Source organism: Sphaerisporangium sp. NPDC088356 (genome assembly GCF_040685555.1).
Lineage (GTDB): Bacteria > Actinomycetota > Actinomycetes > Streptosporangiales > Streptosporangiaceae > Sphaerisporangium.
In genome coordinates this window covers 52,311-75,874 of sequence record NZ_JBFBIK010000019.1, presented here as the reverse complement: position 1 = coordinate 75,874, position 23,564 = coordinate 52,311, and the positions used below count along the sequence as shown (strand labels likewise).

The 23,564-nt window shown below is 71.8% G+C and carries 19 protein-coding genes; 12 read left to right on the top strand and 7 right to left on the bottom strand.

The features are described 5' to 3' along the window. Positions 1 to 5: 5 nt before the first annotated feature. The 3 genes from AB0O34_RS10385 to AB0O34_RS10375 all read right to left on the bottom strand — a co-directional run bounded on the left by AB0O34_RS10385 (position 6) and on the right by AB0O34_RS10375 (position 3,745). Positions 6 to 704, bottom strand: coding sequence for a pentapeptide repeat-containing protein (locus tag AB0O34_RS10385; RefSeq protein WP_363914801.1), 699 nt, complete (start codon positions 702 to 704; stop codon positions 6 to 8). A gap of 92 nt (positions 705 to 796) precedes the next feature. After that, positions 797 to 2,332 (bottom strand): glycoside hydrolase family 3 N-terminal domain-containing protein, encoded by a 1,536-nt coding sequence (locus AB0O34_RS10380; RefSeq protein ID WP_363914799.1) that lies wholly within the window; start codon positions 2,330 to 2,332, stop codon positions 797 to 799. Positions 2,333 to 2,593: 261 nt separating this feature from the next. Continuing rightward, positions 2,594 to 3,745 carry an acetyl-CoA C-acetyltransferase gene (locus AB0O34_RS10375; protein WP_363914797.1) on the bottom strand — a complete coding sequence of 384 codons (1,152 nt, stop codon included), beginning with the start codon at positions 3,743 to 3,745 and terminating at the stop codon, positions 2,594 to 2,596. A gap of 167 nt (positions 3,746 to 3,912) precedes the next feature. Between AB0O34_RS10375 and AB0O34_RS10370 the strand changes: the two genes are divergently transcribed. Continuing rightward, positions 3,913 to 4,644: a TetR/AcrR family transcriptional regulator gene (locus tag AB0O34_RS10370; RefSeq protein ID WP_363914795.1), complete on the top strand. Its 732-nt coding sequence runs from the start codon at positions 3,913 to 3,915 to the stop codon at positions 4,642 to 4,644. Continuing rightward, complete coding sequence (locus AB0O34_RS10365) at positions 4,641 to 5,324, top strand: DNA alkylation repair protein (protein WP_363914793.1); 684 nt, start codon at positions 4,641 to 4,643, stop codon at positions 5,322 to 5,324. The genes AB0O34_RS10370 and AB0O34_RS10365 overlap by 4 nt, the downstream gene beginning before the upstream one ends. Before the next feature lie 105 nt (positions 5,325 to 5,429). On the opposite strand, the gene AB0O34_RS10360 is transcribed toward AB0O34_RS10365, so the two are convergent. After that, positions 5,430 to 6,524, bottom strand: a complete 1,095-nt coding sequence (locus AB0O34_RS10360; protein ID WP_363914791.1) for an acetyl-CoA acetyltransferase — start codon at positions 6,522 to 6,524, stop codon at positions 5,430 to 5,432. 244 nt (positions 6,525 to 6,768) lie between these two features. On the opposite strand from AB0O34_RS10360, the gene AB0O34_RS10355 reads away from it, so the two are divergent. Together AB0O34_RS10355 and AB0O34_RS10350 are read left to right on the top strand one after the other, a co-directional pair. Continuing rightward, complete coding sequence (locus AB0O34_RS10355; RefSeq protein ID WP_363914789.1) at positions 6,769 to 7,401, top strand: MerR family transcriptional regulator; 633 nt, start codon at positions 6,769 to 6,771, stop codon at positions 7,399 to 7,401. Positions 7,402 to 7,820: 419 nt separating this feature from the next. Next, positions 7,821 to 9,809, top strand: coding sequence for a glycosyl hydrolase family 28-related protein (locus AB0O34_RS10350; protein WP_363914787.1), 1,989 nt, complete (start codon positions 7,821 to 7,823; stop codon positions 9,807 to 9,809). 77 nt (positions 9,810 to 9,886) lie between these two features. Here the strand turns inward: AB0O34_RS10350 and AB0O34_RS10345 are convergent, their stop codons facing one another. Then, positions 9,887 to 10,537: a ThuA domain-containing protein gene (locus tag AB0O34_RS10345; protein ID WP_363914785.1), complete on the bottom strand. Its 651-nt coding sequence runs from the start codon at positions 10,535 to 10,537 to the stop codon at positions 9,887 to 9,889. A 119-nt stretch (positions 10,538 to 10,656) separates the two neighbouring features. Here AB0O34_RS10345 and AB0O34_RS10340 point away from each other — a divergent pair, with 119 nt between their 5' ends. After that, positions 10,657 to 11,718: an LLM class flavin-dependent oxidoreductase gene (locus AB0O34_RS10340; RefSeq protein WP_363914783.1), complete on the top strand. Its 1,062-nt coding sequence runs from the start codon at positions 10,657 to 10,659 to the stop codon at positions 11,716 to 11,718. A gap of 20 nt (positions 11,719 to 11,738) precedes the next feature. After that, positions 11,739 to 13,265, top strand: a complete 1,527-nt coding sequence (locus AB0O34_RS10335; protein ID WP_363914781.1) for an AMP-binding protein — start codon at positions 11,739 to 11,741, stop codon at positions 13,263 to 13,265. 3 nt (positions 13,266 to 13,268) lie between these two features. Here AB0O34_RS10335 and AB0O34_RS10330 read toward each other — a convergent pair whose 3' ends face one another. Next, positions 13,269 to 14,198 (bottom strand): cyclase family protein, encoded by a 930-nt coding sequence (locus tag AB0O34_RS10330; protein WP_363914779.1) that lies wholly within the window; start codon positions 14,196 to 14,198, stop codon positions 13,269 to 13,271. A 31-nt stretch (positions 14,199 to 14,229) separates the two neighbouring features. Between AB0O34_RS10330 and AB0O34_RS10325 the strand changes: the two genes are divergently transcribed. Next, the gene (locus tag AB0O34_RS10325; RefSeq protein WP_363914777.1) at positions 14,230 to 15,444 is read left to right on the top strand and encodes a serine hydrolase domain-containing protein; all 1,215 of its coding nucleotides are present in this window, start codon (positions 14,230 to 14,232) and stop codon (positions 15,442 to 15,444) included. A gap of 17 nt (positions 15,445 to 15,461) precedes the next feature. Here the strand turns inward: AB0O34_RS10325 and AB0O34_RS10320 are convergent, their stop codons facing one another. Beyond that, positions 15,462 to 16,208, bottom strand: coding sequence for an SDR family NAD(P)-dependent oxidoreductase (locus AB0O34_RS10320; RefSeq protein WP_363914775.1), 747 nt, complete (start codon positions 16,206 to 16,208; stop codon positions 15,462 to 15,464). 330 nt (positions 16,209 to 16,538) lie between these two features. On the opposite strand from AB0O34_RS10320, the gene AB0O34_RS10315 reads away from it, so the two are divergent. The 5 genes from AB0O34_RS10315 to AB0O34_RS10295 all read left to right on the top strand — a co-directional run bounded on the left by AB0O34_RS10315 (position 16,539) and on the right by AB0O34_RS10295 (position 23,542). Next, positions 16,539 to 18,977, top strand: a complete 2,439-nt coding sequence (locus AB0O34_RS10315; RefSeq protein ID WP_363914773.1) for a protein kinase — start codon at positions 16,539 to 16,541, stop codon at positions 18,975 to 18,977. Positions 18,978 to 19,048: 71 nt separating this feature from the next. Continuing rightward, positions 19,049 to 19,414 carry a Zn-ribbon domain-containing OB-fold protein gene (locus AB0O34_RS10310; RefSeq protein WP_363914771.1) on the top strand — a complete coding sequence of 122 codons (366 nt, stop codon included), beginning with the start codon at positions 19,049 to 19,051 and terminating at the stop codon, positions 19,412 to 19,414. Next, positions 19,411 to 19,764 (top strand): VOC family protein, encoded by a 354-nt coding sequence (locus AB0O34_RS10305; protein ID WP_363914769.1) that lies wholly within the window; start codon positions 19,411 to 19,413, stop codon positions 19,762 to 19,764. The genes AB0O34_RS10310 and AB0O34_RS10305 overlap by 4 nt, the downstream gene beginning before the upstream one ends. 53 nt (positions 19,765 to 19,817) lie before the next feature. Continuing rightward, positions 19,818 to 21,407: a class I adenylate-forming enzyme family protein gene (locus AB0O34_RS10300; RefSeq protein ID WP_363914767.1), complete on the top strand. Its 1,590-nt coding sequence runs from the start codon at positions 19,818 to 19,820 to the stop codon at positions 21,405 to 21,407. After that, positions 21,404 to 23,542, top strand: coding sequence for an acetate--CoA ligase family protein (locus AB0O34_RS10295; protein WP_363914765.1), 2,139 nt, complete (start codon positions 21,404 to 21,406; stop codon positions 23,540 to 23,542). Before AB0O34_RS10300 ends, AB0O34_RS10295 begins: the two co-directional genes overlap by 4 nt. Positions 23,543 to 23,564: the final 22 nt, after the last annotated feature.

Here is a 23,564-nt window from a genome sequence, read left to right as displayed (position 1 = left end):
GCCGGTCATACGACCGTGAGGCCGCGGGAGGCGAGGAGAGCGGCGGCCTGGGCATGGCTGATGACGGCGCCCTTGAGGTAGCGCAGCTCGCTGTCGTCGGGCTCGCCGAGGTCGGCACCGCGCAGGTCGGCCTTGGCGAATTTCGCGTCCACCAGACGGGCACGGATCAGGCGGCAGTCGGTCAGCACGGCCTTGGTGAAGTCGCACGCGGAGAGGTTGGCCTCATCGAACCGGACGCCGTCGATCGCCTGACCGCGGAAGCCGCAGCCCGACAGGTCGGCGAGGGTGAGGTTGCTGCCGGCGATCGTGTAGCCCGTGCCACGGCAGCCGGACAGCTTCACGCCGATCATGCGGCAACCGGTGAAGGAGACGTCGGTCAGCAGGGTGTCGACGAAGTCGGCACGGGAGAGGTCGACGTCGGTGAAGACCGCGTCGGTCAGCTCGGCGCCTCCGAAGCGCACGCCCGCACCCCCGCCCCCGGCGAACCGCGCCCCGTCGAGGTCGGCACGGCGGAAGTCGACCCGGTCGAGCACGCACCCCTCGAACACGGCCCGCACCAGGCCGGCCTCGCTGAGGTCGGCACCGCTCAGGTCGCAGTCGCGGAAGACCAGCGGCCCGGCCTGGAGCACATCCGTCAGCGCGGCCCCGGACAGGTCGAGACCATCGAACTCCCGCTTCTCGGCGACCAGCCGCGCGATGTCCATGCCCGCGATTCAACCAGCCACCCCCGACAGAACCAGCCCCCCGTGAACGTCCCCGCGCGAACGGTGGCGCCGCGTCTTCGGCCGCAGGGCGGTCAGATCTCGGCTTCCAGGTGGCCGGTGAGGGTCTCGGCCGCCGCCTGGCCGCACACGCGGGCGGCGCCGTGTGTGGCGATGTGGACGGCTCCGAGGTCGGTGCGGCCGGGCAGGCCCATCTCGACCACGATGCCGTCGGGCCGGGCGCCCAGCAGCCGGTCGAGCGCCGCCATCTGCCAGGCGTGGCGGTGCGCGTCGCGGACCACCACGACCAGCGGCCGGTCGGCCGCCGGGACGAGCACGGCCTGGTCGAGCGAGGTTCCGGCGCTCTCCTGGTCGAGGCGCACCACCGTGGTTCCGGGCAGCAGCTTGCTGAGCGGCTCCCCCACCCCCCACGGCATGTCCTTGTCGATCGCGAGGTTCATCTGGGGCGAAAGCTCGGCCACGTGCGGGGCGGTGACCAGCGGGAGCACGCCGGCCCGCCTGGTCACGCGGATGGCACGGCGCGCGGCGGCGAGACCTGCCGCCCCGTGCGCGGCGCGCACCGCCGAGGCGGGGTGGCCGGCCGAGGTGGACGTGACCGGGGCGGAGGGGCCGGAGCCCGTCCAGACGGTCAGCTCGGCGACCCGGCGGGCGGCTTCCGCGAGCCGTTCCTCCGGAAGCAGCCCGCCGGTCACCGCGTCGGCGATCGCCTCGCGGATCGTCACCACCACCGCGTCATCGGAGTTCTCCCCGCCGACGCAGATCAGGTCCGCGCCCGCGGCGATGGCCCGCGCGCTTCCCCCGCCGATGCCGTACCGCTCCGTGACCGCGGCCATCTCGACGGCGTCGGTGATGGTCACGCCGTCGAAGCCCAGCTCGTCCCGGAGCAGGCCGGTGAGGATGCGGGGGCTGAGTGTGGCGGGGAACTCGGAGTCGTACGCGCCGACCAGCAGGTGTCCTGTCATGATCATGCGCACGCCCTCGGCGATGGCCGCGCGGAACGGGAGCAGCTCGACCTCGTGAAGCTGCTCCAGCGTCGCGGCCACCCCTGGCAGGCCGTGGTGGGAGTCGACCGCGGTGTCCCCGTGGCCGGGGAAGTGCTTGGCGCAGGCCGCGACGGCCGCCGCCTGGAGCCCCCGTACCCAGGCGGCGGTGTGCCGCGCCACCAGCGCCGGGTCCGCCCCGAACGACCGCAGGCCGATGACCGGGTTGCCCGGGTTGGAGTTGACGTCGGCGGCGGGCGCGAAGTCGACGTTGATCCCGGCGGCGGCGAGGTCGGCGCCGAGCCCCCTGGCGATCTCCTCGGTGAGGGAGACGTCGTCCACGACCCCGAGCGCGTAGTTGCCCGGGCGGGAGCTTCCGGTGTGCGCCTCCAGCCGGGTGACGTCGCCGGTCTCCTCGTCGATGCCGACGACGAGGTCCGGCCGCTCGGCACGCAGGGCGGCCGTCAGCTCGGCGAGCTGTGAGGGGGTCCCGACGTTCCTGGAGAAGAACACGACCCCGGCCAGTCCTTCACCTAGGCGGCGGCGCAGCCAGTCGGGCGGGGTCCTGCCTTCGAAGCCGGGGAGGAGGACCGAATCGGCCAGACGCAGTAGCTCGGGGCTGCGCTTCATGCACTCTCCTCGCCTGGCGGCTCGTCGGCGGATCACGCCGGAGGCTCGCAGGACCGTACGGCTCGCGGAACCCGGTGGTGGCGCTCTCCAATAGGTACCGTCTAGGACAATCCGACAATCTAATAGGAAACTTTCCTATTTTCCATACCCAGCGACCATGGGATCTCGCTCTTTTAGAGCGCTCTCCCGACCTCATCCGACCATACGCGGAAGGACGGGCCGTCCTCCGCGACGGCCCGTCCTTCCGCGAATCGGCGTGGGTCAGAGGCGTTCGACGACGGTCACGTTCGCCTGTCCGCCGCCCTCGCACATCGTCTGCAGGCCGTAACGGCCGCCGGTGCGTTCGAGCTCGTGGAGCAGCGAGGTCATCAGCCGGGCGCCCGTGGCCCCGAGGGGGTGGCCGAGGGCGATGGCCCCGCCGCTGGGGTTGACCCGCGCCGGGTCGGCCCCGGTCTCGCGCAGCCAGGCCAGCACGACCGAGGCGAACGCCTCGTTGATCTCCACGACGTCCATGTCGCCGATCTTCATCCCGGCCTTCCTGAGAGCGTGACCAGTGGCCGGGATAGGCGCGGAGAGCATCATGATCGGGTCGGCGCCGCGCGCGGACATGTGGCGGATACGGGCGCGCGGGGTCAGCCCGTGCGTCCGTACGGCCTCCTCGGAGGCGATCAGCAGCGCGGCGGCGCCGTCGGAGATCTGCGAGGACACCGCGGCGGTGAGCCTGCCCCCCTCGACCAGCGTCTTCAGGCCGGCCATCTTGTCGAGCGTGGTGTCGCGGCGCGGGCCCTCGTCGGCGAGCACGCCGGCGAAGGGCACGATCTCGCGCTCGAACCGGCCCTCGTCGATCGCGCCGAGCGCCCTCTGGTGGGATTCGAAGGCGAACTCCTCCATCTCCCGGCGCGAGATGTCCCACCTCTCGGCGATCATCTCCGCGCCGCGGAACTGGGACACCTCCTGCGCGCCGTACCGCGCGTGCCAGCCCTTGGAGCCTGTGAAGGGGGTGGCGAAGCCGAGCGCCTGCCCCGCGACCATGGCCTGCGCGATCGGGACCATGCTCATGTTCTGGACGCCGCCCGCGACGACCAGGTCGGCGTTCCCGCTCTGGACGGCCTGCGCGGCGAAGTGGACCGCCTGCTGGGAGGAGCCGCACTGCCGGTCGACGGTCACGCCGGGGACCTCCTCGGGCATCCCCGCGGCGAGCCAGCACGTGCGGGCGATGTCCCCGGCCTGCGGACCGACGGTGTCCACGCATCCGAAGACGACGTCGTCGACCGCGGCGGGGTCCGCGCCGGTACGATCCATCAGCGCGCGGATGACATGGGCACCGAGGTCGGCGGGGTGGGCCGAGGCCAGGCCGCCGTTCCTCCGCCCGACCGGGGTGCGCACGGCGCCGACGATGTATGCCTCGCTCACGGCAGTCCGTCCTTCCGGTCTTTCGCCCTCAGGGGCGCTTAGGCCGTACAAATAGTCGTCACTTAGGGTAGCAAGCGCTTGGTAGACAAGGGAACATGGGATGAGCAGGCGACTCACCGCAGGCGTTAGGTGAACAAGCGATTGCACGGAGGCCCATAATGGAGGGCGTGAACACGCGAAAGAACTCCGGCGGCGCGTCGGCGGTCGCGGGGGCGACCGGAGGAGCTCCCCCCCGGGGCGGCTCCGCGGCGGCCAAGCGCCAGGGCACCACACGGCGGGCCACCTCGTCCGGTCCGGCCTCCGAGCGCCGCGACCACCTCGTCAAGCTCGCCGCCGAGCTCTTCGCACGCAAGGGTTTCCAGGCGACCACCGTACGCGAGATCGCCGTGGAGGCGGGCATCCTGTCCGGAAGCCTCTACCACCACTTCGACTCCAAAGAGACGATCGTCGACGAGGTCCTGTCCACGTTCCTCAAGGACCTTATCGGGCGTTACAGGGCCGCTCTCGATCAGGATGGCGACCCCCGCACGATCCTGTCCGAGATGGTCCGCATCGGCTTCAGCACGCTGGAGCCGCACCGCGCCGCCATCACCGTGATGCAGAACGACTGGAACTACCTGCGTTCCCTGCCCGGCGACCGCTTCGACTACCTCATCAAGGCCGAGGACGAGGTCGAGCGCATGTGGGTGGAGCAGATCAAGCGCGGCCAGGCCGAGGGGCAGTTCCGCGCCGACGTCGACCCCAAGCTCACCTACCGCATGATCCGCGACACGATCTGGGTCGCCGTGCGCTGGTTCCGTCCCGGCGGCCGGCTCAACACCGCGGGCCTCGCCGAGCACTACGTCACCGTCCTGTTCGACGGTCTCGCCACAGGGGAACGGACCAGCCACAAAGCATGACCCCGCTCCACAAAGCCGTGCGGGTGGCGCTCACCGAGGTGGCCGATGCCGCCAAGGCGCCCGCGATGCAGGCGTACATGAAGTCCACGATGCCCTTCCTCGGGGTGCAGGCCGTGCCGCGGCGGGCGGCGGTGAGAAGGGTCCTCGCCGAGCACCGCATCGACAGCGCGCCCGAGTGGCGCAGAACCGTCCTCGCCATGTGGCGCGACGCCGAGTACCGCGAGGAGCGGTACGCCGCGATGGAGCTGTCGGCGTTCCGCTACTACAAGAGCTTCCAGACGCTCTACACCGTGCCGATGTACGAGGAGATGATCGTCACCGGCGCCTGGTGGGACTACGTCGACGACCTGGCGATCAACCGCATCGGGGCGTTGCTGCGGGCCTACCCCGACACGATGCGCCCGCTCATGCTCGAATGGGCCGGCGTCGACGACCTGTGGCGGCGGCGCACCGCGATCCTGTGCCAGAACTCCTTCAAGGACCGCACCGACGCGGGCCTGCTGTACGCCTGCATCGAGCCGAGCCTCGCCGACACCGACTTCTTCGCCCGCAAGGCCATCGGCTGGGCCCTGCGCGAGTACGCCAAGACCGATCCGCGCGAGGTCGTCCGCTACGTCAACCACAAGGGCCTGAACGGGCTGAGCCGCCGCGAGGCCCTGAAGAACCTTCCGGTGAGCTAGTTCCGGAGGTTCAGCGCCGGCCGAGGCGGGCCGCGGCGGCGTCGGGCACGTAGCCGTCGCCGCCCACCGTCTCGATGCCCTGGTCATGCGGCGCCACAGACTGCGTCATCCGGCCCGGCGCAACAGCGCGGCGCTCCCGTAACTGCCGCCGAAGCCCGTCACCAGCGCCGTCTCGTGCGCTCCGCCACGCAGTTCCCGTACGGCCTGCGCCACGTTGTTGAGTCCGTGGACGTAGCCCTCGGACAGCAGGCCCCCGTGCGGGTTGACCGACCTGTGCCCCCGTTTGAGCAGGTACGGCCCGAGGTCCTCCCGCGCGACGAGGCCGAAGTCCTCCAACTGCCTCGGCACCAGCCAGGAGTAGGCGTCGTAGAGGAGCGCGACGCCTACCTCGCGCGGCGACAGGCCCGAGGCCGCCCACAGCATGGGGGCGACGTAGGCGGAGAAGACGGCCGTGACGTCGGGCGCCCGGTCCATGGCCGAGCAGCCGGGGCCGCCGCCGCGGACGACCGCCTCGATCCTCGGCGCCTCGGGCGCGAGCCGTACGTCCCGCACGACCAGCGCGCAGGCGCCGTCGGTCTCCTGGCAGCAGTCCACGGTACGCAACGGCGTGCAGACGTACGGCCTGGCGAGGTAGTCATCGAGCGGCAGCGGCTCCCGGCGCAGGGCGCGGGGGTTGGCGGCGGCGTTCTCCCTGGACTGCGCGACGACGGCGTGCAGGTGCTCCTCGGTGAGCCCGGTGTCGTGCAGGTAGCGCTGGGCGGCGAGGGCGAACATCGGGATGGGGCCCGCCATGCCATAGGGAATGGTGAACCGCTCCTGCGGGCCGGTGGAGACGGTGTTCATCCGCGTCCCGGAACGCCCATTAAGCGCCCGATAGACCAGGATATTTCGCGCTATACCGCTAGAAATCAGCATTGCGGCGTCGCCCAGGATGGACGCCGCCTGGGTCCCGCCCCCGCTGATGTCGTTGTGCCAGCCGATCCGCTCGATCCGCAGGGCCCTCGCGACCTGTACCACCGGCACGGAGTCGTTCATGTGGTAGCTCAGCACCGCGTCGACGTCCGACGGGACGATCCCCGCGTCGGCGAGCGCCGCGCGTGCGGCCTCGACCGCGAGTTCGAGCTCGGTACGGCCGGACCTCCTGGTCAGGGCCGTCATGCCGACCCCCGCTACCGCCGCCCGCCCGGCGAACCCCTGCATGGCACCTCTCGCACCCCGGCCGCGTTCCCCGGAACGGTCTTCACCCGGTGGTCCCCGGGGACAGAGCGGCCACCGTCCGTCACGCTAACGTCCTCGCCGTACTTAGGCAAGCGCTTGCTCGGTTCGACTCACCCGCGCCCGTGCGGCCCGGTCTCGCCTCAGCGCCCCGTCCCCGCGGCTGACCGCGCGCGCCAAGGGGCGAGTTGGATAGTGAGAGTATCCAACTAGGCGGTACGATCCTCCCATGCGGATTTCCCAGCTCAGCGCCGCGTCGGGAGTGCCGATCCCCACGATCAAGTACTACCTGCGCGAGGGGCTGCTCCCCCAGGGTGAGCAGACCTCCGCCACCCGGGCGGAGTACGGCGACGCACATCTGCGCAGACTGAGGCTGATCCGCGCGCTCCTGGAGGTCGGCCGCCTGCCCGTCGCCTCGATCAGCAAGATCGTGGCGGCGGTGGAGGACGAGGAGATGCCCGTCCACGAGATGCTGGGCACCGCCCACTACGCGCTCGCGTCACCTGGTGAGTCGCGGCCGGACGACGAGGAGCACCACGCGGCGCGCGAGCGCGTGGACACGCTGATCGACGAGCTCGAATGGAGCGTCCACCCCGAGGCGCCCACCCGCGAGGAGCTGGCGCAGATCCTGGTGCGGCTCGACCAGCTCGGCATGCCGGCGAGCGACCAGAGCATGCGCCACTACGCGGACCTGATGATGCGCCTGGTCTCGGAGCACGAGATGGGCAAGATCCCCTTCGACGGCCCCCGCGAGACGGCCGTCGAGTCGCTCGTGATCGGCACGGTCCTGTACGGCAAGGCGTTCGACGTGCTCAGGAGGCTGGCCCAGGAGTCGGAGTCCGCCCGCATCCTCGACCCCTGAGCCGGGTGCGCGTGAGCGGTGCCCGGCGCGCGGCGACCTCGGGTCCGGGCGCGGCCACCGCCGTCGGCAGCAGGCCGCCCGGGTGCCCGCGCGGGGCGCGGTCTTTCTGACGACCGTCGCCGGCTTACGTCCCGGCCGCTCGAATCTTGCGAATACTCGCAACGACTCATGACAGTCGGCGCAAGAATTCAAGGGAGTATCGCAGCTATATAGCAAGATTACGAAACTATTTCGCAGGACCCTTGTGGAACGAGGCACGGGCGTCCTAATGTCACCTCACCCTCTGGCGTCCGCTCCCGAGCGCCTTCAGGTGTTCACCCCCCGAGAGAAACGGACATTCGATGTCACGCAGCATCACAGGAGCTGTATCGAGGTGGTCCATCAGGCCGCCGCGAAGGGCCGCGGGGGCGGTCGCAGCGGTGACCGCGGCAACCGTCGGCCTCAGCGTCGCGCTCGGCGGCACGGCCCTCGCCGGCAAGAGCCCCGTCGCGGGGGCCCCCGTCGTGACGCGCGCCGCCCTCGACTCCTCGCTCGTCGCGGGCCGGGGCGCCGGCGTGGACTTCGCCGAGCAGGAGGCGGAGAACGCCGCGACGGACGGCACGCTCATCGGCCCCGACCGCACCGCGTACACGCTGCCCGCGGAGGCGTCCGGCCGCAGAGCGGTCAAGCTGACGCCCGGACAGTACGTCGAGTTCACGCTGCCCGGCGCGGCGAACGCGATCAACGTGCGCTACAGCATCCCGGACGCCCCGGGCGGCGGCGGCATCACCGCGCCGCTCAACGTCACGGTGAACGGCGGGGCCAAGAAGGCCATGACGCTCACCTCGCAGTACGCGTGGCTGTACAACCAGTATCCGTTCTCGAACGACCCGAACGCGGGCCTGCTGCACCCCGACTGGTGGATCACCGAGTGCGGCTGCGTGCCCAGCGCCACGACGCCCGCCCCGGCCATCACCAAACCGTTCCGCCCGAACCACTTCTACGACGAGCAGCGCCTGCTGCTCGGCAAGACGTACCGCGCCGGTGACAAGGTGCGGCTCACGGTCCCCGCCGGGAGCAACGCCGCGTGGACCGTCATCGACCTGCTCGACTCGCAGGTCGTCGGCGCGCCGCACGTCAGGCTCGTCGCGGCCAACGTGCTGGCGTTCGGCGCCGACCCGCTCGGCCGGCGCGACTCGGCCGACGCGTTCGACAAGGCGATCGCGTTCGCGAAGCGCGGCCACCTCAAGGTCTACATCCCGCCGGGCGTCTACCAGGTGAACCGCCACATCATCGTCGACGACGTGACGATCGAGGGCGCCGGCAGCTGGTACACGATCATCAAGGGCCGCGAGGTCGCGCTCGGCACCCCGGCCCCTGACGGCTCGGTGCACACCGGCGTCGGCTTCTACGGCAAGGACGCGTCGGCCGGTGGCAGCACCAACGTCCACCTGTCGGGCTTCACGATCGAGGGCGACGTCCGCGAGCGCATCGACACCGACCAGGTGAACGGCGTCGGCGGGGCGATGAGCGACTCGACCATCGACGGCCTCTACATCCGCCACACCAAGGTGGGCCTGTGGTTCGACGGCCCGATGACCAAGCTGAAGATCACGAACAACGTCATCGTCGACCAGATCGCCGACGGGCTCAACTTCCACACCGGCGTCACGAACTCGGTCGTGTCCAACAACTTCATCCGCAACTCGGGTGACGACGGCCTCGCGATGTGGTCGGAGAAGACCGCCAACGCAGGCAACACCTTCGACCACAACACCGTGCAGACGCCGGTCCTCGCGAACGGCATCGCCATCTACGGCGGCACCGACAACACGGTGTCGAACAACCTCGTCGCCGACCCGATCCGCGAGGGCAGCGCCATCCACGTCGGATCCCGCTTCGGCGCCGAGGCGTTCGCCGGGCACCTGTGGATCACCAACAACACCACGGTACGGGCCGGCACGTACGAGCTGAACTGGAACATCGGCCTCGGGGCCATCTGGTTCTTCGCGCTCGAGAAGAACATCGACGCCGACATCCAGGTGGTCGGGGACAACTTCCTCGACAACACCTACAACGCGATGATGCTGGTCAGCGACTGGCCGGTGAAGGACCTGTACTCGATCACCAACGTCCACTTCAAGGACGTCAAGGTCGACGGCACGGGCACCTCGGTCGTCAGTGCCCGCGTGAAGGGGTCCGCGTCCTTCCAGAACGTGGACGCCCGCAACGTCGGCGCGGTCGGCGTCAACAACTGCGGATCGTTCAACTTCCCGCCCACCGGCTCGGAGTTCTCGCTGACCGACCTCGGCGGCAACGACGGCGGCGGCACCACCGGGCCCTGGCTCGCCCCGTGGGAGCTGCCGAACACCATCACCTGCGACGACCGCCCGCCGGTCGTCGCGCCCCCGGCGCCGTCCGCGTGGTGACCGGCCGCAACGACGCGTTCTAGCTCACTGACACACCTGTTGGCCGTCCGGGAATCCCGGGCGGCCAACCCGCTTTCTCAGGCCAGCAGCCACTGGGCGGCACGCTGGAGCAGCGTGCGGTGCGCGGGGTTCTCGTACGAGCGCACATCGTGGCCGAGCGCGTCGTACACCAGCCGTCCCCGCCCCGCGTCGCGCGCCCACAGCAGCGGCTGCCCGAGCGACGACGCCAGGGGCCGCACGTCGGGGAGCACGTCGAGGTCGCTGTAGACCTCGTCGATCAGGTCGAAGTCGCCCAGGCCGTCGACGATCGGGTGCCCGCCGTGGACCTTGACCTCCGCCCTGCCGAGCGGCGGGTGGTGGGAGACCTCCCAGGTCCACGACGCACCCAGCAGCCGCCGCCACTCTGGCCAGTCGTCGAAGCAGATCACCGCCGCGTGCAAGGCCAGCACCCCGCCTCCCTTGTCGAGGTGCCTGGGCAGCGCCGCGCGCGCCTCGGAGGGCAGCTCGAACGACGCGCCGCCCTCCCGCTCGGACCATCCCCCGTCGCCACGGCAGCGCAGCGCGTTGACGGTGATGAGCGAGAAGTCGGGGCCGCCGCCCAGCGCTCCCGCGATGTCCTCGGTGATCTCGGACTCGACGCCCACCTCGGACAGCACGCCCGCGAGGGCCTCGGAGGTCGCGGGGAAGTCGTGTGCCACTCCCCCGGAAAGGATCAGGTTCGTCGCCACGGGGACACCTCATCACGAACCCGCCGCGCCCGGCAACCTGATACGCTCCCCAAGCGAGCGCTTGGTTCACGCACGGGCGACGACAGAGCATGTGGAGACGACCGCCAGGGGTACCGCCGATGAAGTTCTCGACCTTCCACCTCTTCCACCGGTTCGACGGCCAGAGCTTCAAGGACGTCTACGACTATCACCTGAGGCTGGTCGAGCTGGCCGAGGAGCTGGGCTTCCACGGCGTGCGGCTGGCCGAGCACCACTTCCGCGACTACGGCGTGGCGCCGAACCTGTTCACGATGCTCGCGCACCTCGCCGCGCGCACCACGCGCGTCCGCCTCGGCACGGGCATCGTGGTGCTCCCCCTGCACAACCCCGTCCACGTCGCCGAGGAGGCGGCACAGGTGGACGTCCTGTCCGGCGGCAGGCTCGACCTCGGCATCGGGCGCGGCTACCAGAGCTTCGAGTTCGAGGGGTTCGGGGTCGACCTGGCCGAGGCGCGTGACCGGTTCAACGAGTCGCTGGAGATGATCCTCGGCCTGTGGAACAACGAGACCTACCAGCACGTGGGCAAGTTCTACAGGACCGGCACCGAGGTGTCGCTGGTGCCGAGGCCGGCCCAGGTGCCGCACCCGCCCATCCATGTGGCGGCGGTGTCGCCGGAGACGGTCACCATGTACGCCGAGCGGGGCCTGCCGATCCTCGCCGACCCCGCGGCGCCGTTCCACAAGGTCGCCAAGGCGGCCGAGACGTGGCGGGAGACCGCACGGGGCGCCGGGCACGACGCCGAGGAGGCCGAGCTGGTCGTGGCGCGCAGCGTGTACGTCGCGCCGACCGCCGAGCGGGCCCGCGAGGACCAGGCGAGGTTCGAGAAGATGTTCGACCGCGCCCGCATCTTCAACGACAAGAGCGCGCCCATCGACTCACGCACCGGCAAGGCGGCCCAGGGGTTCGAGTACTACCAGGACCGCTACCTCAAGGGCGGCTCGGTCAGCAACGAGTTCCGGTGGGAGCAGCTGGAGGTGATCGGCGATCCCGAGCGGGTGATCGGCCAGATCCGGATGCTTCAGGACTTCGGCTTCGGCAACCTCATGTGCGACTTCGGCAGCACAAGGCCGATCCCCATCGACGAGATGGAGAACGTGATGCGGTTCTTCGCCGCCGAGGTCATGCCCGCGTTCCAGGATTGACCCCCGCTCAAGGAGGCGCGATGAGCACCGATCCCCACCCCACCCCCGCGGACGTCCACCGTCTCACCCTGGCCGACGTCCTCGCCGAGCACGGCCGCAGCCGCCCCCGGGTCACCGCCGTGGTCGACGGCGACGTGCGCCTCGGGTACCCGCGGCTCGAAGAGCGCGTGGAACGGCTGGCCGGCGCGCTCGCCGCCGAGGGGGTGGGCGCGGGAGACCGGGTGCTGTGGCTCGGCCGGAACTCCTTTCGCGTCCTGGAACTTCTGCTCGCGGCGGCCCGGCTCGGGGCGGTCTTCTGCCCGGCCAACTGGCGGCAGTCGCCCGACGAGCTGGCCTTCGTACTTGAGGACCTCACCCCGAAGGTCGTGGTGTGGGAGCACTCCGAGGCGGCCGAGTCCGTACGGTCCGGCGCGGCGAGGTGGCTGCTCTCCGGGGAGGAGTACGAACGGTTCCTGGCGAGCGGAGCCCCCGGCGATGCCGGGGAAGGCGCGTCCGGCGACACGGCACCGGTCCTCGCGCTGTACACCGCCGCATTCGACGGGCGGCCGAACGCGGCCCTGCTCAGCCATGCCGCGCTCGTGGCGCACGCGGCGTCCCTGCTGCACGTGCGGCAGATGGAACCCGGCTTCACCTTCCTCAACAGCGGGCCACTGTTCCACGTGGGCACGATGATGTTCTGCCTGGCCACCCTGCTCGCCGGCGGCACGAACGTCTTCACCCCCGCCTTCGACGCCGAGGAGGTGTGCCGGCTCATCGACGCCGAGGCGTGTACCCAGGCGTTCCTGTTCGGCCAGATGATCGACGCCGTCGTCGCGGCCAACGCCGGGGGCAAGTACGACCTGAGGTCCCTCTCCTTCGTCTCCCATTCGCCGGAGTGGGACGGCATGATCACGGTGTCCGACACCCCGTGGTGCCGGTCGAAGATGGGCGGGTACGGCCAGACCGAGGTCGGCGGGATGCTGACGTTCCTCGGCCTCGCCCCCGGAGCCGCCGGGTTCGCCGGCCGTCCCTCACCGCTGGTCCAGGTGCGGCTGCTCGGCGAGTCCGGCGAGGAGGTCCCGCCGGGCGAGGTCGGGGAGATCTGCGCACGCGGCAAGTCGATCTTCTCCGGGTACTTCAACCGGCCCGAGCTGAACGAGAGGAAGTTCAGGGGCGGCTGGCATCACACCGGCGACCTCGGCCGCAGGGAGCCCGACGGCACGCTGACCTTCATCGGCCCGAGGCTCCGCATGATCAAGTCGGGCAACGAGAACATCTACCCGGCCGAGGTGGAGCGGGCGCTCAAGTCCCACCCGGCGGTCGCCGACGCGGCCGTGATCGGCGTCCCCGACGACCGGTGGACGCAGGCGGTGAAGGCCGTCGTCGTGCTCAGGCCGGACGCGCGAGCGGACGCTGAGACCCTCGTCGGGCACGTGCGCGGCCTGCTCGCCTCGTACAAGAAACCCAGCGCGGTCGAGTTCGCCGAGTCCATCCCCAAGAAGGGCTTCACCCCCGACTACGACGCCCTCGACGCGAGCTACGGCGGCGGCGCCTACCCCGGCGGCTAGGGCTCAGAGGATCGCGAGCGGGTTGATGGGGCTGCCCGTGCCTCCCTCGATCTTCAGCGGGGCCGCGATGAACACGAAGTCCCGCCTGGTACCGGCATGCCCCGCGAGGGCGTCCGCCAGGTCTTCGAGCCAGAGCATCTCGGCGAGGTGGATGCCGTGCCGCCATAGGAAGATCATGTGAAGGTCGTCGTCCAGCCCCTCGTCGGCGAGCTGGCGGGCGTTGAGGCCGCCGATCGCGGCGTTGTCCGAGGCCACCAGCGCGACGTCGCGGGACGCGAGCCACCGCCCGCCGTCCCCGGACAGGCCCGGCTGCCCCGACCAGTACTCCTCGCTCGACCTCTCCCACACCAGCGGCCACCCGGTGCGCAGGACGGCGACGTCGCCGGGCCGTACATCGGGGGCCATCTCCTCCAGCAGGTCGCCCGGCACGCGGAAGTCGACGGGCAGGTGCTCCAGGCCCAGGTGGCGGGGCACGTCGAACAGTACCCCGCGCGCGACCACGCCCCCCACCGTCTCGATGCCGCAGCGTGAGGCGCCGTACGACCTGACCCGCGCGGCTGGATGCCCGTTGTAGAGCGCCTCGCCCGACCACATGTGGCACAGCGCGTCCATGTGCGTCGTGGTGCCGTGGTGGGTGACGATCAGCGCGTCGTCGGCCATCCGCAGACCGGCGCCGATCGCCCTGGCCCCGGCCGCGTAGTCGCCGCCGTCCACCGACATGAAATGCTGTGGCAGCGGCCGTCCCCTGAGATGGGGCACGGTCGCCGGCGCGGGCGACGAGGTGGCGCCCCTGATGGGCATCGACAGGCTGATCACCTGGCCGGTGGCCGCGGTGGCGAGCGCTTCCAGCACGGCGGCGGGGGTCAGCAGGTTGAGGGTTCCCCGCTGATCGTCTGGGCCGAAACGCCCCCAGTTGTTAGGCTCGGTAACCAAGCAAGCGCTTCCTTTCAAACGGAGGTCCGGAATGACCGCTCACGGCGACTGCGACCCCCGGTTCGCCCGGGTGCGCGCGGTCTTCGACGGCCACTTCGCCGAGGGCGAGGAGCTGGGCGCGGCCTTCGCCGTCTACCTCGACGGCGAGCCCGTCGTCGACCTGTGGGACGGCGTGGCCGACCGGCACACCGGACGGCCGTGGGAGCGCGACACCCCCGCGCTGGCCTACTCGTGCAGCAAGGCGGTCACGGCCACCGCGCTCCACATCCTCGCCGAGCGCGGGCTGGTCGACGTAGGGGCACCGGTCGCGGAGGTGTGGCCCGAGTTCGCCGCGAACGGCAAGGAGAAGGTCACGGTCGAACACCTGCTCACCCACCAGTCCGGGCTGCCGGTGATCGAGCAGGAGGTGCCGGTCGAGGAGTACGAGGACCAGGCCGCGATCGCCGCCCGGCTGGCGGGCCAGGCCCCGATCTGGGAGCCGGGCACCGCGCACGGCTACCACGCCCTCACCTACGGGTTCCTGGTCGGCGAGGTGATCCGCCGCGTCTCGGGAAAGAGCGTGGGCCGGTTCGTCGCCGACGAGATCGCCGGGCCGCGCGGGCTCGACATGTGGCTCGGAGCCCCCGACGACGTGGCCGCCCGCGCCGCCCGCCTGTCCGCCGGCACGCGCACCACCACCGGCGACGGGGCGGCCCAGGGCACAACGGCCGCGGGCACCGTGGCCGAGCTGCCCGGTCAGGGGCCCGGCGACCCGCTGTACGAGATCGCGAAGGCCTCGCTCGACAAGGACAGCCTGATGAACCGCGCCATGGGCAACCCGAGCCCCGGCAGGCTGAAGGGCGGCGCCAACCACCCGGTGATCCTGCGGGCGGGCTGGCCGGCGATGGGCCTCGTCACCACGGCGCGCGGGCTGGCCGGGTTCTACCGCGACCTGGTCGCGGGCGACATCATCAAGCCGGAGACGCTGGACGACGCCATGCGGCAGCGGGTCGGCGGCCCGGACCGGGTGATGTTCATCGACAGCGCCTTCGGCCTCGGTTACATGCGTCCCGCGCTGACCTTCCTCACTCCGGCGAAGGGCGCCGAGACGGCGTTCGGCCACACCGGGCTCGGCGGGTTCCTCGGGCTCGGGGACGTACGCCATGGGCTCGCGATGGGCTACACCATGAACAAGATGTCGAACAGCGTCTCCGGCAGCCTCCGCGCCTACCACCTGGCCGAGGCCGTCTACGACTCCCTCCCCTGACAGGAGGGCCTGCGCGTTCACTGCATCGTGATTCCGCCGCTGACCGACAGGGTCTGGCCGGTGATGTAGGCGGCCCGCTCGGTGCACAGGTACGCGACCAGCCCCGCGACGTCGGCGGGCACTCCGAGGCGCCGCAGCGGTATGCCCCTCGCGATCTTGTCGACCAGGCCGGGCTTCTCGGCCTCCACCCTGCGGAGCATCGGGGTGTCGGTGGGCCCCGGGCAGACGACGTTGCTCGTCACCGCGCCGCGCGCCGCCTCCCTGGCCAGGGTCTTCGCCAGCCCGAACAGCCCGGCCTTGGTGGCGGCGTAGGCCCCCTCGCCGCCCGACCCGGCCCGCGCGCCGTCGGAGGAGATGAAGATCAGCCTTCCCCACGAGCGGGAGAGCATCCCGGGGAGCAGCAGCCGCGTGAGCAGCATGGGCGCCCGCAGGTTCACCGCCCACATCAGGTCCCACCCGGCCGGATCGCTGGTCACGAACGGCTCCACGATGGACACCCCGGCGTTGTGCACGACGATGTCCACCGGGCCCACATCCTCGCAGAACTCCCGGATGGACTCGGGGTCGGACAGGTCGACCCTCATGGCGGCCGCGTCCACAGGGCGGGGCAGTTCTGAGGCGACCTTCCGCGCGCCGGCCTCGTCCAGGTCGGCGACCACCACCCGAGCGCCGAGGGAGGCCAGGTCGGCGCAGATGACCGATCCGATGGCGCCCGCTCCCCCCGTCACCACGGCGGTGCGCCCGTCCAGGCTCATGCCCTCCATCACCCGGCGAAGTCTATCTACCTAGCACTTGCTTGGCCAGCTGGGAACGGCGGGGCCCAGGGTGATGAACGGGCTGTCGCCCGTGTGCGATCCCGCGCGATCGGCCCGCAAGGCGGCGGTGCGGTGGACCACCGGCACGCGACTCTCTCTTGACCGAGCATTTGCTTGGGTTGGCGAAATATAGGCTAACACCTTGACATATGCTGAATCGGCATACCTTCCGTAATCGAATCGTCACACTGATGATCTACCAACCCCGTGACAATCGGCGTATCGGGTGAGACCTTCGTCTAGGGATACGGGAGCATCATCACCTCCGAGGGGAAAACGATGAACGCCTGGTCCGTTCCGGGATACCGGGAAGAACGTGCGCTCGGCTCCGGAGGGAGCGGGCGGGTCGTCCTCGCGACCTACAGCGGCACCGGCGCCCACGTGGCGATCAAGTACCTCAGTGACGATCTCAGGGCCGACCCCCACTTCCTCGCCGCGTTCCGCGAAGAGGCCCGCACGATGGTCGAGATCGGCGACCCGCACGTCGTGCGCTTCTACGAGTACGTCGAGAGCCCACTCGGCGCGGCCATTGTCATGGAGCTCGTCGACGGCGTCTCGCTGCGCAAGATCCTGCACGAGAACGGCACCACCAGCCCCGAGGCCGCGCTGGTCGTGCTGAAGGGCTCGCTCCTCGGCCTGTCGGCCGCGCACGCGGGCGGCATCGTCCACCGCGACTACAAGCCCGAGAACGTCCTCGTCCAGGCCGACGGGTTGAGCAAGCTCGCGGACTTCGGCATCGCGACCCCCACGGGCCAGCCCGGCATGCCCTCGGGCACCCCGCCCTACATGGCGCCCGAGCAGTGGAACGGCGCCCCCGCCGGTCCCGAGACCGACGTCTACGCCGCGACCTGCGTCTTCTTCGAGTGCCTGACCGGGCGCAAGCCGTACCGCGCGGACCACGCGGCGGCCCTCAGGCACCAGCACCAGACGGCGCCGATCCCCGCGGACGCCGTGCCCGCCTCGGTGCGCTCGCTGGTGACCCGCGGCCTCGCCAAGAACCCCGCCGACCGTCCCGCGACGGCGAGGGCGTTCGTCGGCGAGCTGGAGCGGGCGGCGATCGCCGCCTACGGGCCCGAGTGGGAGGACCGCGGCCGCCGCCACCTGGCCGAGCTGGCCGCCCTTCTCGCGCTGTTCTTCCCCCTGGCGGAGCCGGCGCCGCAGGCGAGCACCAGCCTGGCGCAGACCGTGCTGCGCAGCCCGCTGCGCCAGAGCTCCCGCGTGCTGATCGGGAGCGGCATCGTGGTGGCCGGCGTGGTGATCGCGGTGCTCGCCGCCAACCGCCACAACGTGCGCGACGTCGCCCTGACGACCTCTCCCAAGCCGACGGTCCAGGCGGGCGTCGTGGCGCCCACGGACGAGCCCACCAAGCCGCTGTCGAAGAAGCCGGTGACGACCGCCCCTGATCCGTCGGTCTCCGAGACGCCGGAGTCGTCGCAGCTGGTTCCCGTGCCACCGGCCACCGCGCGGAGCAGCCCCTCGGCGAGCTCCGCGCCCGGCTCCGATCAGACGCCCACAGCCACACCCACACGGGCGCCCACCCCCACCCCGACACCCACCCCCACGCCGACCCCCACGCCGACACCGACACCGACGCCCACCCCGCTCTCGGTGAGCGATCTGACGGTCGTCGCATTCGACGGGCGGACGGCCACGGTGCGGGTGCGGACCTCGACCCCGCAGAACGTCACCCTCACCGTGCGGTTCGCCCAGGGATCGTCCCCCTCCAACCTCACCGCCGGCGCCCCGAAGACCCTGGTGCTCACCGGCTCCACCTCCTACACGCGGCCCGTCGACGGAGGGTTCACCCCGCCCGCCTGCGGCCAGACCGTCTACCGGCAGGCCACCGTGTCGACCACGCCCAAGGCGGCGGACGGAGCCGGCGAGAGCAAGGTCGTCACGGTGAAGGGCGACCCGTGCCCGCCGCCCTCGGTCGGCGGCGTGTCGCTCGAATGGAACGGCCGCACCGCCGACGTCGGCGTACGGGCCGGCGGGCCGGGGCCGGTGCGCCTGGCGGCGGAGTTCACCCGCCGGGAGGGCGAGGGTTCCGCCAAGGTGGTGGACCGCGCGAGCCGCACCCTCACGGGCGACACCTCGTACAAGCTCTCCCTGCGCGGCGCCCTCGGCGACGTCCCGTGCGGCACCACCGCCTACTTCGGGGCGAGGGTGACCACGCAGCCCGCCGCGGCCAACGGGACGCAGTTCAAGGAGGTCCGGGTCACCGGGCCCAAGTGCGCGCCGCCGACGGTCTCGATCACTTCCTGGAACGGGAGCACGCTCACGGTCCGGGTGAAGAACGCGACGGCGGACGCGGTCAAGCTCTCGGCCGCCTTCGAGCAGACGCTCACCGTGGGCGAGCGCACCGTGACCCGCACGGCCGCCCGGCAGGCCACGCTGTCGGGGGACACCGCGTACGACCGGGTCTACACGGTGCGGTTCGCGACTCCGGCGTGCGGCTACAGCGACGCCAGGCGGGTCACGGTGAACGTCAGCTCCGCGCTCGGCACGGCGAGCGACTCCGCGAGGTCGGCACGCAAGGGCGACGCCTGCGCCGAGCCCGAGCCGACCAAGCAGCCGACCAAGCAGCCCACCAAGCAGCCGACCAGGGAACCCACCAAGGACCCGACCGGGGAACCGACCCGGGAGCCCACCAAGAAGCCGAGCGAGGAGCCGACGCCCGACCCCTCGGGCGACCAGAGCGACGGCCCCGTCATCAGGTAGGTCCGGCCACTGAGTGACCTCCGGTGCGAGCCCCTTGTTAGTCAACCAAGCGTGCGCTAGCTTGGCTTGCGATGACCGGTGAGACCTCGCCCTACTGGGACGCCTGCCGCCGCCACGAGCTGGTGGTCCAGGCCTGCACGGCCTGCGGCGGGCGAGTGCACCCGCCCGCCGGCGAGTGCCCCCGCTGCGGGTCGGCCGGCCTCTCCTTCGCGCCCGTCTCCGGAGAGGCCGTCGTGCACACCTTCACGGTCGTGCACCGCAGCTTCGTCCCGGCGTTCCAGGGGCGCGAGCCGTACGTGCTGGCCTGGGTCGACCTCCGGGAGGGTGCGCGCGCGTTCGGGCGGATCGTTGACTGCGCACCCGAGCGGGTGCGCGTCGGCATGCCCGTCCGGCTTACTTTCGATCAAGACGATCTACCCCAGTGGAGGCCAGCGTGAGCGCGCACGCCCAGAAGCTCGGCAACGTTCTGATCCCCGTAAGCGACCTGGACAAGGCGGTGACCTTCTACTCAGAGATCCTCGGCCTGACGCTGAAGTTCCGGGACGGCGACCGTTTCGCGGCGCTGGACGCCGGAGGCGTCACGATCGCGCTCGCCGCCCAGGCCGAGCAGGTGGCGGGCTCGGTCACCGCGCCGTCGTACAAGGTCGGCGACGTGGCTGAGGCCGTACGCGACCTGACCTCCGCGGGGGCCGAGCTGGTCAGCGGTCCCGAGACCGGCCCGCACGAGATCAGGGCCGTGCTGCGCGACCCCTCCGGCAACGTCCTCGTCCTCTATTCAGCCCTCTGACCCCTGCCGCCCACCTCCGAGCACGAGCGTCACCACTTTGTGGAGGCCGTCCCATGGCGCGACCGCATGGCACCCCCTACGGCAACTACGGATACGCGCTGCTCACCGCGAACGCCCTGCGCACCCCCGACAGGGTCGCGCTGACGTACTGCGGTGAGCAGAGCTTCACCTACGACCAGCTGAACCGGGTGGTCAACCAGCGCGCCCACGCCCTGCGGGCGTCCGGGATCGAGGCGGGCCGGCGGGTCGCCGTGCTGCTGAACGAAACGCTCAAGGTGGCCGAGGTGTACCTCGCGCAGGCCAAGCTGGGCGCGCTCACCTCGGCGCTCAACCCGTACTGGCCCGTGGAGACGCTGCGGGCGGTCGTCGCGCACTCCGAGTGCACGGCGTTCGTGTACGACGCGACGGTGGAGCAGGTGGTCGCGCGGATCCGGCCCGACCTGCCGGGAGTCACCACCTGGATCAAGGCGGGCGGCCCCTCCGGCGACCCTGACGTGGTGGATCTCGACGCGCTCACCTCGGGCGCCGCCGAGGACGAGCCGGAGCTGGGCGGGTTCTGGGACGACCCGCTCGCGCTCTACTACACCTCCGGCACGACCGGCCTGCCGAAGGCCGTCGTCCACACGCACGCCTCCTCGCTGGCCACGGCGCAGATCTGGCTGGACGTGCCGCGCGACCCCGGGTCGGTCTTCGGCACCGGCGCGATCATCTGGGGCATAGGCTTCCCCGCCATCGTCGGGCCCGCCCTGTACACCGGCATGCGCCTGGTGCTGGAGCAGGACTGGGGCCCGGCCAACTTCCTGCGGGTGGTCCCGAGGGAACGGGTCACGCACGTCTCGCAGATCCCCTCCTTCTACGCCGCCCTGCTCGGCTCGGACGACCACGCCGGCGCCGACCTTTCCACGCTCCGGGTGATCATGCTGGGCGGCGAGCCGCTGACCGCCGGGCTGCTGGCCCGCATGAAGGAGCGGCTGCCGGACGCCGGCGTCTACAGCTACTACGGCCAGACCGAGGCGCCGTACACCTGCTTCGGCCGGGTGGACGACGGCGGCACCCCGCTCGGCTCGTCCGGCCGCGCGAGAACGGGCTGCGCCGTGCGGGTCACCGGCCCGGACGGCGGACGGGTCGTCGCGCGGGCCGGTGAGATCAACCTCGCGGGGCCGCACCGCATGGCGGGCTACGACAGGCTTCCCGGCAGGACCGCCGAGGTGCTGCGCGACGGCTGGTACGTCGGCGGCGACCTCGGGATCGTCTCCGAGGACGGCGTCCTGACCGTGCTGGGCCGCCGCGAGGACGCCATCCTCAAGGGCGGGCAGTGGAGCCAGCCCGCCACGGTGGAGGAGGCGGCCGTCGCGGTGGACGAGGTGGCCGAGGCGGGCGCGGTGGGCGTGCCCGCCCACGCCGAGGGCCGGGACGCGGCGCCGCAGAAGATCATCCTGGCCGTGGTGGCCAGGGCCGGGCACTCCCTGGACGCGGAGAAGCTCGCCGCCGCCCTCACCGAGAGGCTTCCCGAGCACCAGCGACCCGACCTCATCGTGGTCGCCGGCGAGCTGCCGCACTTCGAGGACGCCTCGGGCGGGCCGGGCAAGCTGCTGCGCCGGGAGATCCGCGAGCGCTACCAGCACCTCGTGGACCAGGCGTGATCCCTGAGCACGAGGTCAAGGCCCTGCTGCGCGGCATCGGCGTCGCCGTCCCGAGTGGTGTGACGGCCGTCGCTCCGCGGGAGATCGCCGAGGCCGCCGGTGGGCTCGCTCCCCCGCTGGTGCTGAAGGCCTACGGCCCCGGGCTGGTGCACAAGTCGGACGCGGGAGCCGTACGGCTGGGCCTGGGGTCGGCGGCGGAGGCGGCGGGCGCGGCCGAGGGAATGCGCGAGCACCTGGCCGCGCACGGGATCACGCCGGACGGGTTCCTCGTCGAGGAGCAGGCGGCCCCCGGCGTGGAGCTGATCGCCGGGCTGGTCCGTGATCCCGGGTTCGGGCCCGTGGTCCTCGCCGGGCTCGGCGGGGTGTGGACCGAGGTGATGCGCGACACCGCCCTGCGGCTCTGCCCCATCGGGGAGGCCGACGCGCGCGAGATGCTGGCTTCGCTGCGGGGCCACCCCCTGCTCTCGGGCCATCGCGGCGCCCCGGCCGTGGACGTCGACTCCCTGGTGGAGCTCCTGGTACGGCTGGGCGGTGACGGCGGGCTCTGGGAGGATCTCGACCTCGGCGAGTTCGAGCTGAACCCGGTGATCGCCTCCGCCGGCGGGGTCGTCGCCGTGGACGCGCGGTACATCCCGGCGGGCGAAGGCGAGTCCGGCAAGGACGTGCCCGGGCCCGAGGGGGCGAGAAGGGCGAGCGTGCCCACCGACTTCACCCCGCTCTTCGAGCCGAGGAAGGTCGCCGTGGTCGGCGCGTCCAGCACCCGGCCCAACTTCGGCAACATGTTCCTGGAGTTCTACAAGCTCACCGGCGTCCCCGTTGTCGCGGTGCACCCGGAGGCCGGCGAGATCGCCGGCGTGCCCGCCGTGCGGACGGCGGCGGACACGGGCGCCGACTACGCCCTGGTCGCCGTGCCGGCCGCGCGCTGCGCCGAGGCCGTACGGCAGGCGAAGGGCATCCCGTTCGTCCAGGTGATGAGCGGCGGGTTCGGCGAGCTGGGCCGTCCTGACCTGGAGGCGGAGCTCACCGGCGCCGCCCGCGAGGCCGGCACGCGCCTCCTCGGCCCCAACTGCATGGGCGTGTACAGCCCGCGCGGCGGGCAGACGTTCGTCGGCGGGCGGCAGGGGCCGCCGGGGAGCGTGGCCGTCATCTCCCAGAGCGGCGGCCTGGCCGGAGAGGTCATCAAGGTCGGCGAGCGCCGCGGCCTGGCGTTCAGCCGGGTCGTGACCGTGGGCAACTGCGCCGACGTCACCCCCGCCGAGCTGCTGCGCTGGCTGGCGGCCGACCCCGAGACCTCGGCGGCCGGCCTGTACCTGGAGGATCCGCGCGGCGGCCGTGCGCTGTTCGAGGCGCTCATGGCGGTGCGCGGGCGGATGCCGGTGGCGATGCTCGTCGGCGGCCGGAGCGCACAAGGGAGGCTCGCCGCCGCCTCCCACACGGGGGGTCTCGCCGGTGACGGGCGGGTGTGGCAGGCCGTCGCCGACCAGACCGGGGCGACCCTGGTGAACTCCCAGGACGACCTGATCGGCGCGCTGGCGTTCTTCCAGGCCCACGCGGCGCGCGCCGTGCCGGGCGATCCGGGAGTTCTGGTCATCGGGCCGAGCGGCGGGGCGAACGTGCTGGCGGCCGACGTCCTCGACGGTGCCGGGCTCGCGCTCGGCCCGCTCCCCGAGCCGGCGCGGGAGGCCCTCACGGCGCTCGGCGTGGGGGTCGGAAGCTCCCTGGCGAACCCGCTGGAGATACCCGTCGGACCCCGGGCGCCGGCCGGGCTGGTCCGGGACGCGATCGGCGCGATCGTGCCGCGGCGGCCGTACCCGGACGTGGTGGCGCACGTGAACGTGCAGAGCTTCTTCACCTACGGCGACGCCGCCGAGCCGCTCTACGCCTACGCGCGGCACCTCGCCGAGGCGCAGGCCCTGCTCCCCGGCACCCGCGTGACGCTCGTGACCCGCAACGGCGAGTGCGCCCCCGCGGGCGTCGAGGACGAGGTGCGGGCCATCGCCTCGGCGGCCGGCATCCCCGTGTACCGCTCCGTGGAGGGCGCGGCCGTCGCCATAGCGGCGGGCAAGCGGTTCGCCCGCGCCCGTACCGGCGCCCCCGGCACATGGGTGAGCGGCGAGGCGGCCATCGGGACCTGAACCACCGGCGTCCGGACCACCG

Coding starts and splice junctions, on each gene's coding strand:
- AB0O34_RS10380 (WP_363914799.1), bottom strand. CDS start 2,332: ATGAAGCGCAGCCCCGAGCTACTGCGTCTGGCCGATTCGGTCCTCCTC.
- AB0O34_RS10340 (WP_363914783.1), top strand. CDS start 10,657: ATGAAGTTCTCGACCTTCCACCTCTTCCACCGGTTCGACGGCCAGAGC.
- AB0O34_RS10315 (WP_363914773.1), top strand. CDS start 16,539: ATGAACGCCTGGTCCGTTCCGGGATACCGGGAAGAACGTGCGCTCGGC.
- AB0O34_RS10365 (WP_363914793.1), top strand. CDS start 4,641: ATGACCCCGCTCCACAAAGCCGTGCGGGTGGCGCTCACCGAGGTGGCC.
- AB0O34_RS10300 (WP_363914767.1), top strand. CDS start 19,818: ATGGCGCGACCGCATGGCACCCCCTACGGCAACTACGGATACGCGCTG.
- AB0O34_RS10320 (WP_363914775.1), bottom strand. CDS start 16,208: ATGGAGGGCATGAGCCTGGACGGGCGCACCGCCGTGGTGACGGGGGGA.
- AB0O34_RS10385 (WP_363914801.1), bottom strand. CDS start 704: ATGGACATCGCGCGGCTGGTCGCCGAGAAGCGGGAGTTCGATGGTCTC.
- AB0O34_RS10355 (WP_363914789.1), top strand. CDS start 6,769: ATGCGGATTTCCCAGCTCAGCGCCGCGTCGGGAGTGCCGATCCCCACG.
- AB0O34_RS10360 (WP_363914791.1), bottom strand. CDS start 6,524: ATGCAGGGGTTCGCCGGGCGGGCGGCGGTAGCGGGGGTCGGCATGACG.
- AB0O34_RS10335 (WP_363914781.1), top strand. CDS start 11,739: ATGAGCACCGATCCCCACCCCACCCCCGCGGACGTCCACCGTCTCACC.
- AB0O34_RS10310 (WP_363914771.1), top strand. CDS start 19,049: ATGACCGGTGAGACCTCGCCCTACTGGGACGCCTGCCGCCGCCACGAG.
- AB0O34_RS10325 (WP_363914777.1), top strand. CDS start 14,230: ATGACCGCTCACGGCGACTGCGACCCCCGGTTCGCCCGGGTGCGCGCG.